Below are 1,238 nucleotides of genomic sequence, written 5' to 3' on the forward strand. Positions count from 1 at the left end.
GAACCCTCTGATGGCTGCGGCGGCCGAAAGAACATTTGCTGAGGCGGCAGAGATTGTGCCTGCCGGCGAACTTGACAGCGAGCATATTGTAACGCCGGGTGTTTTCGTGGAGGGTGTCGTGCAAAGTGAAGGAGTGAAGTGGAGATGGGCTTGGGAATAGAGGAAAGAGAGAGTATCGCGAGGCGGGCCGCCAGTGAAGTTACCTCAGGAATGATCGTCAACTTGGGGATCGGCATTCCTTCTTTAGTGCCGAATTTTCTGCCGGACGGCATGGAGGTAATGCTGCAGGCGGAAAACGGCGTCCTGGGGATCGGCGGAAGTCCGGAGCGCGGAGAGGAGGATGAGCTTTTATGCAATGCGGCCGGATTTCCTGTCAGTACAGTTAAGGGTGCTTCCTATTTTGATTCAGCTCTGTCTTTTGCCATGATCAGAAAAGGGCTGATAGATATTACCATTTTAGGCGCGCTCCAAGTCAGCAGGACAGGTGATCTCGCCAATTGGCTCGTGCCGGGGAAAAAAGTGCCCGGAATGGGCGGGGCGATGGAGCTTGCCCAAGGCGCGAAAAAAGTGGTTGTCGTCATGAGCCACACCGATCAGAAAGGCCGGCCGAAGCTGGTCGAAAGCTGTTCATTGCCGCTTACAGCAGCGGGCTGTGCAGATCTCATCATTACAGAGAAAGCCGTCATCAGCATAGATGATGGGGCTTTTGTTCTTGAGGAACTGCTGCATGGCACGACCATAGACGATGTCATTCAAACAACGGATGCCGAAATCAGATTGGGAGAATGTTTTCTTAAAAGGGGGTCTGTCCATGGATCAATTAGAAAAGAAAGTCACTGAGTGGGCGGAAGAAAACACAGCAAAAGCGGTAAGCTTGCTGAAACGGCTGATCGGGGAAAAAAGCACGTTCGGCCATGAATTTAACGCACAGGCAGTCGTTTTAGAAAAACTGAGACAGTTTGACATGGATATTGATGTATGGGAGCCGAGTGTCAAACATTTGAAAGAGCATCCTTATTTTGTATCAGAACGCGAAGATTTCCATGAAAGCCCGAATATCACAGCCGTAAAGAAAGGGGCCGGGGGCGGAAGATCACTGATACTGAACGGACATATTGATGTTGTCCCGGAAGGAAATCCCGCCGCATGGACGTATGAACCGTTTACCGCTGTTGAAAAGGACGGCAAAGTTTACGGCCGCGGTTCAACGGATATGAAAGGCGGCAATACAGCCCTCT

Annotated in this window: 3 protein-coding genes; all 3 read left to right on the plus strand. The window is 51.3% G+C overall.

Going from position 1 to position 1,238, the window contains the following annotated elements; genetic code table 11:
* The first annotated feature begins 10 nt into the window (after positions 1-10).
* Entirely contained in the window at positions 11-160 is a 150-nt protein-coding gene (locus tag ACFVU3_RS40110) for a CoA-transferase (RefSeq protein WP_390073718.1), read from the plus strand.
* A complete protein-coding gene (locus ACFVU3_RS40115; RefSeq protein WP_390073719.1) occupies positions 145-840 on the plus strand; it encodes a 3-oxoacid CoA-transferase subunit B in 696 nt (231 codons plus the stop codon). The genes ACFVU3_RS40110 and ACFVU3_RS40115 overlap by 16 nt, the downstream gene beginning before the upstream one ends.
* On the plus strand, positions 812-1,238 hold a 427-nt coding region (locus ACFVU3_RS40120; protein WP_390073717.1), incomplete at its 3' end, for a M20/M25/M40 family metallo-hydrolase. The genes ACFVU3_RS40115 and ACFVU3_RS40120, both read left to right, overlap by 29 nt.

Origin of the sequence: Streptomyces sp. NPDC058052 (assembly GCF_042885515.1) — a bacterium.
Classification (GTDB): domain Bacteria; phylum Actinomycetota; class Actinomycetes; order Streptomycetales; family Streptomycetaceae; genus Streptomyces.